3 protein-coding genes and 1 pseudogene are annotated in these 5,646 nt (G+C 71.6%); 2 read left to right on the forward strand and 2 right to left on the reverse strand.

The genetic code is table 11. The annotated features are described in order from the left end of the window. A pseudogene (locus E1258_RS29165) lies at window positions 1-238 on the forward strand (amino acid deaminase/aldolase); the annotation flags it as partial. Between the two features lie 48 nt (window positions 239-286). On the opposite strand, the gene E1258_RS29170 reads toward E1258_RS29165, so the two are convergent. Next, the gene (locus tag E1258_RS29170; RefSeq protein WP_132406775.1) at window positions 287-874 is read right to left on the reverse strand and encodes a TetR family transcriptional regulator; all 588 of its coding nucleotides are present in this window, start codon (window positions 872-874) and stop codon (window positions 287-289) included. A gap of 225 nt (window positions 875-1,099) precedes the next feature. Here E1258_RS29170 and E1258_RS29175 point away from each other — a divergent pair, with 225 nt between their 5' ends. Then, a complete protein-coding gene (locus E1258_RS29175; RefSeq protein ID WP_132406771.1) occupies window positions 1,100-2,416 on the forward strand; it encodes a D-arabinono-1,4-lactone oxidase in 1,317 nt (438 codons plus the stop codon). Window positions 2,417-2,465: 49 nt separating this feature from the next. On the opposite strand, the gene topA is transcribed toward E1258_RS29175, so the two are convergent. Continuing rightward, complete coding sequence (gene topA, locus E1258_RS29180; protein ID WP_132406773.1) at window positions 2,466-5,273, reverse strand: type I DNA topoisomerase; 2,808 nt, start codon at window positions 5,271-5,273, stop codon at window positions 2,466-2,468. Window positions 5,274-5,646 lie beyond the last annotated feature (373 nt).

Below are 5,646 nucleotides of genomic sequence, written 5' to 3' on the forward strand. Positions count from 1 at the left end.
GCCCACCCCCTGGCTGCCGGCCGGGCTGACGCTCCTCGGTGCCGAGGGGGCCGGCGAGGTGCAGACCCCGCTGGCCGGCCCGGCGGCGGCCACCCTGCGCGTCGGCGACCGGGTCTGGTTCCGGCACGCGAAGGCCGGCGAGCTGTGCGAGCGCGTCAACGAGCTGCACCTGGTCGAGGGTGAGCGGGTCGTCGCGACCGCCCCCACCTACCGCGGAGAGGGCCACGCCTTCCTGTGACGTTCCCGCCGGCCTGCCCCGGGAGTCGGAAGCGCCCGCCCCGCCGGCTCAGGACGCGGGGGTGGCGGCGGTGGCGGCCTCGGCCGACGCCTCGACGTGCCGGTGCAGGTACTCGCGGATGAGCGCCTTGGCCTCGGCGAGCACCCGCTCGTCGCCCTCGGGGTTACGGCGGAACGCCAGCTTGATCAGGGCGTCCGCGGCCTCGACGGCGATCTCCAGGCAGAACCGCAGGCGCGGCTCGTCGACCATCCCGAACCGCTCGGTGAGCACCCGGGCGAGTTGGTCGGCGATCACGCCGTTGTTGTCCCGCTGCTCGTCCAGCAGGTGCAGGTCGACCACGTCGCCGAAGTGCAGGGTACGGAACCCGGGCACGGTGCGGTGCATCGTGATGTACTCGTCGATCCCCGCGTCGACACCGTCCCACCAGTGGGCTAGGTCGTCCGAGGCGAATCTCTCGTCGAGCCGCTGAAGATACGATTCCATCGTGCGCAGGGTCAACGCCTGCACGATCGCCCGCTTGTCCGGAAAGAACTGGTAGACCGACCCGATCGCCACCTCGGCGCGTTCGGCGAGCAGGGTCGTGGTCAGTCCCTCGTACCCCACCTCGTCGACGAGCTCGGCGCAGGCGTCCAGCATCCGCTGGACCCGCGCGACGCTTCGACCCTGGACCGGCACCCGGCGCAACGGCCCGGTCGTGGCGGCTGGTGTGGACACTCGGCGCCACCCCCCTTCGACAGATGAACATATCTGCACGTCACGAGCACGTGACTACCGGTACAACGAGCGGATCTCGATTGCGGTATTTACCAGGCACAACGTTCCTGATATGAAGACACTTCACGTTCACGTCGAGGAGCGCGCATGGGCAGCACCACACCGCTGAGCCCCAGCTGGAGCAACTGGGCCGGCAACCAGCGCAGCGCCGCCTCCACCATCCTCCGCCCCCGTACGATCGCCGACATCACCGCCGCCGTCCAGGCCGCCGCAGACGCCGGCGGGCAGATCAGGCCCGTCGGCAGCGGCCACTCCTTCACCCCGGTCGCGTGCGCCGACGGCAGCCGGATGGAGCTGACCGACCTCGACACCGGGGTACGGGTCGACCGCGATCGACGCCTGGTCACCGTACCGGCCGGGATGCCGCTGCACCGGCTCAACGCCCTGCTCGCCGAACACGGCCTGGCGATGCCCAACCTCGGCGACATCGACGCGCAGACCGTCGCGGGCGCGATCTCCACCGGCACCCACGGCACCGGCGCGGCGTACGGCTGCCTGTCGACCTTCGTCGAGACACTCACCCTGGTCACCGGCACCGGGGAGGTGCTGCGCTGCTCCACGGGCGAACACCCGGACGTCTTCGCCGCCGCCCGCGTCTCCCTGGGCGCCCTCGGTGTGCTGGCCGAGGTGACCCTACGCGTCGTGGACGCCTTCGTGCTGCGCGCCCACGAGCGTCCCGCCCTGCTCGCCGACGTCCTCGCCGACCTGCCGTCGCTGGTCGCCGCGCACGACCACGTCGAGTTCTTCTGGTTCCCGTACACCGACCGGGTGCAGCTCAAGATCAACGACCGGGTGCCCACCGACGACCGGCCACTGCCGCGCTGGCGCGCCTGGCTGGACGACGACTTCCTGTCCAACACCGCCTTCGCCGGCCTCTGCCGGCTCGGCCGCGCCGCGCCGCGCCTGGTGCCCGCGATCCACGCGGCCTCCGCCCGGGCGCTCAGCGAACGCGCCTACACCGGCCGCTCCGACACGGTCTTCTGCACCCCGCGCCGGGTCCGCTTCATGGAGATGGAGTACGGGCTGCCGCGCGCCGCCCTGCCCGAGGCCCTGGCCGAGGTGCGCCGGATCATCGACCGGCTCCCGTTCAAGGTGCTCTTCCCGGTCGAGGTCAGATTCACCGCCGCCGACGACATCTGGCTCTCCCACGGATACGGGCGCGACTCGGCGTACATCGCCGTTCACCAGTACGCCGGCGTGCCGTACGAGCCGTACTTCCGGGCCGTCGAGGAAATGGCCACGGGCCTGGGCGGACGCCCCCACTGGGGCAAGCTGCACTGGCGCGACGCCGGGTCGCTGGCCCCGACGTACCCGAGGTTCGCCGACTTCCAGGCCCTCCGCGCCCGCCTGGACCCGCACGGCGTCTTCCGCTCCCCCCACCTGACCACTCTCCTCGGTCCCTGAGCTTCCGCTCGCAGACCAGGCGGGGGGCCCCTGACGCCGTGCCGGGAATTCAGGTGGTGGCCTTCTTGGAGGGTGTCGCCTTCTTGGCCGGGGTGGCCTTCTTGGCCGGGGTGGCCTTCTTCGTAGCCGTGGCCTTGGTGGCGGTGGCCTTCTTCGTGGCGGTTGTCTTCTTGGCGGCGGGGGCCTTCTTCGCCGCCGCCTTCTTCGGGGCCGGGCCCTTCGCGCGCTTCTCGGCGAGCATCTCGGAGGCCTCCTCGACGGTCAGCGCCTCCGGGGTCTGCCCCCGCCGAAGGGACGCGTTGAACTCCCCGTCCGTCACGTACGGGCCAAACCGGCCATCCTTGATCACCAGGGGCTTCTCGGTCAGCGGGTCGTTGCCCATCTCCCGCAGCGGCGGCGCGGCGGCGCGGCGCTGGCGGGTCTTCGGGGCGGCCAGCAGGGCCAGCGCCTCGTCCAGCGTGACCGTGAACATCCTGTCTTCCGAGTCCAGCGAGCGGAACTCGTCACCGCGCTTGACGTACGGGCCGTAGCGGCCATTGTTGGCGAAGACCTCGACGCCGTCGGGGGCCACCCCGACCAGCCGGGGCAGGCTGAGCAGCTTCAGCGCCTCGGCGAGGGTGAGCGAGTCCGGCGACTGCGAACGCAGCAGCGACGACTTCCGCTCGCCGCTGGCCACGTACGGGCCGAACCGGCCCGACTTGAGCACGATCGGCTCCCCGGTGGCCGGGTCGTCGCCGAGCTTGCGCTCGCCGCCCCCGCCGAGGAACAGCTCGTGCACCTTCTCCGGGGTCAGCTCGTCGGGGGCCAGCCCCTCGGGGATCGGCGCCCGGTCGCCCTGGCCGCCGCCCTCCTCGCCCTCGCCGTGCGCCGCCGGCTCCTCGCCGGGCACGCTCCGCTGGAGGTACGGTCCGTAGCGCCCCACCCGGACGACGACCTCGCGCCCCTCGTCGTCGGTGTGCAGGGGGATCGAGTTGACGCTGCGCGCGTCGATCTCGCTCAGGTTCTCGGTCACCAGCTTCTTCAGCCCGCCCGCGTGGGCGATGGTCTGGTCCCCGGCCCCGTTGGCGCTGCCGAAGTAGAACGCGGTGAGGAAGTCGACGGCGGCGTGGTCGCCACCGGCGATCTCGTCCAGCTCGTTCTCCATGGTGGCGGTGAAGTTGTAGTCGACCAGGCGGGGGTAGTGCTGCTCCAGCAGGCCGATCACCGCGAACGCCAGGAACGACGGGATGAGCGCCTGGCCGCGCTTGCTCACGTACCCCCGGTCCTGGATGGTCTGCATGATCGACGCGTAGGTCGACGGGCGGCCGATGCCCAGCTCCTCCAGAGCCTTGACCAGCGACGCCTCCGTGTACCGCGACGGCGGCTGGGTGTGGTGGCCCTGGGCGGCCAACGCGTCGGCGGTCAGCGGCTGGTCCTTGACCAGGTTGGGCAGCCGGCGCTCGGCGTCCTCGGCCTCGGCGTTCTCGTCGTCGGACGACTCGACGTACGCGCGCAGGAAGCCCGGGTCGGTGATCGTCTTGCCGGTCGCGCCGAAGTCGGCCTCCTCGCTTGCCGAGGAGACGGCCCGGATCCGCACCGAGACGCTGGAGCCGACCGCGTCGGTCATCTGCGAGGCGATGGTGCGCCGCCAGATCAGCTCGTAGAGCTTGAACTCCTCGCCCGACAGCTCCCTGGCCACCTCGCCCGGGGTGCGGAAGTTGTCCCCCGCCGGGCGGATCGCCTCGTGCGCCTCCTGCGCGTTCTTCACCTTGCCGGTGTAGCGACGCGGCTCCGGCGGCACGCTGCGCTCGCCGTACAGCTCGACGATCTGCCGGCGGGCCGCCGCGATGGCGGTCTCCGACAGGTTCACCGAGTCCGTACGCATGTAGGTGATGTAGCCGTTCTCGTAGAGCCGCTGCGCGGTGCGCATCGTCTGCTGCGACGAGAACCGCAGCTTGCGGGCCGCCTCCTGTTGGAGCGTGGAGGTGATGAACGGCGCGTACGGACGACGGCGGTACGGCTTCTCCTCGACCCGGGTGACCGTGAACGGCCGCCCCTGAAGGCGGGCCGCCAGGCCGCGCGCCCCGCCCTCGTCGAGGTGCACGACGCCCGCCCCCGGTCGCACCCGGCCGGTGGTCGGCTCGAAGTCCTTGCCGGTGGCGATCCGGTCGCCGTTCAGCGCGACGAGGGTGGCGTTGAAGGTGCGCGGGCCCTCGCCCGAACTCGCCACCGCGAGGGTGGCCAGGACGTCCCAGTACTCGGCGGTGCGGAACGCCATCCGCTGCCGCTCCCGCTCGACCACGATCCGGGTCGCCACGGACTGCACCCGGCCCGCCGAGAGCTTCGGCATGACCTTCTTCCACAGCACCGGGGAAACCTCGTAGCCGTACAGCCGGTCGAGGATGCGTCGGGCCTCCTGGGCGTCGACCAGGTCCCGGTCGATCTCGCGGGGGTTGGCCACCGCAGCCTGGATCGCCGGCTTCGTGATCTCGTGGAAGACCATCCGCTTGACCGGCACCTTGGGCTTCAGCGTCTCCACCAGGTGCCAGGCGATCGCCTCGCCCTCGCGGTCCTCGTCCGTGGCCAGGAAGATCTCGTCGACCTCCTTGGCCAGCTTCACCAGCTTGCTGATCTGCTGCCGGCGGTCGGGCGAGACCACGTAGAGGGCGTGGAAGCCGTTGTCGACGTCCACCCCGAGGCGGGCCCACGGCTCACCCTTGTACTTGGCGGGCACGTCGGCGGCGTTGCGCGGAAGGTCGCGGACGTGACCGAAGCTGGCCTCCACGACGTACCCCGGGCCAAGGTAGCCCGAGATCGTCTTGGCCTTCGCCGGTGACTCGACGATGACCAGACGGGTGGTCCTGGCGTTGCTCGGCACGTCTCCTGCGACCTCACTCCTGCTCGTGGCCGGCCGATCCGGGGCACGGACCCACCCTCGGTCCGCCGGAACCGCCGGCGGTCCGGATGTCCAACGTAACGCGCCGCCCGCGTTCCGGGTTTCGCGGGCGGCAAACCGCCCACCACGCCTCCCGGGCACCGGCGACGGTCTTGCCGGACGGCGCCACCGTACACCGTGGGTAGGCCCCCGGACGGGCCGCTGTGACGACGCTGCCTCCCGGTGGAGGTCCACCAGCCGCTTTTTCGCCGGCAGCCGACAGCCGGAGTGTCCTTGATCGGACACCCGGACGAGCCCGAACGTGCGTGCTGCCCGGTCAGGGCGCGACGGGCCAGTCCGCGGCGGGGGCGGTGGG

Source organism: Micromonospora sp. KC207 (assembly GCF_004348615.1).
Classification (GTDB): Bacteria; Actinomycetota; Actinomycetes; order Mycobacteriales; family Micromonosporaceae; genus Micromonospora.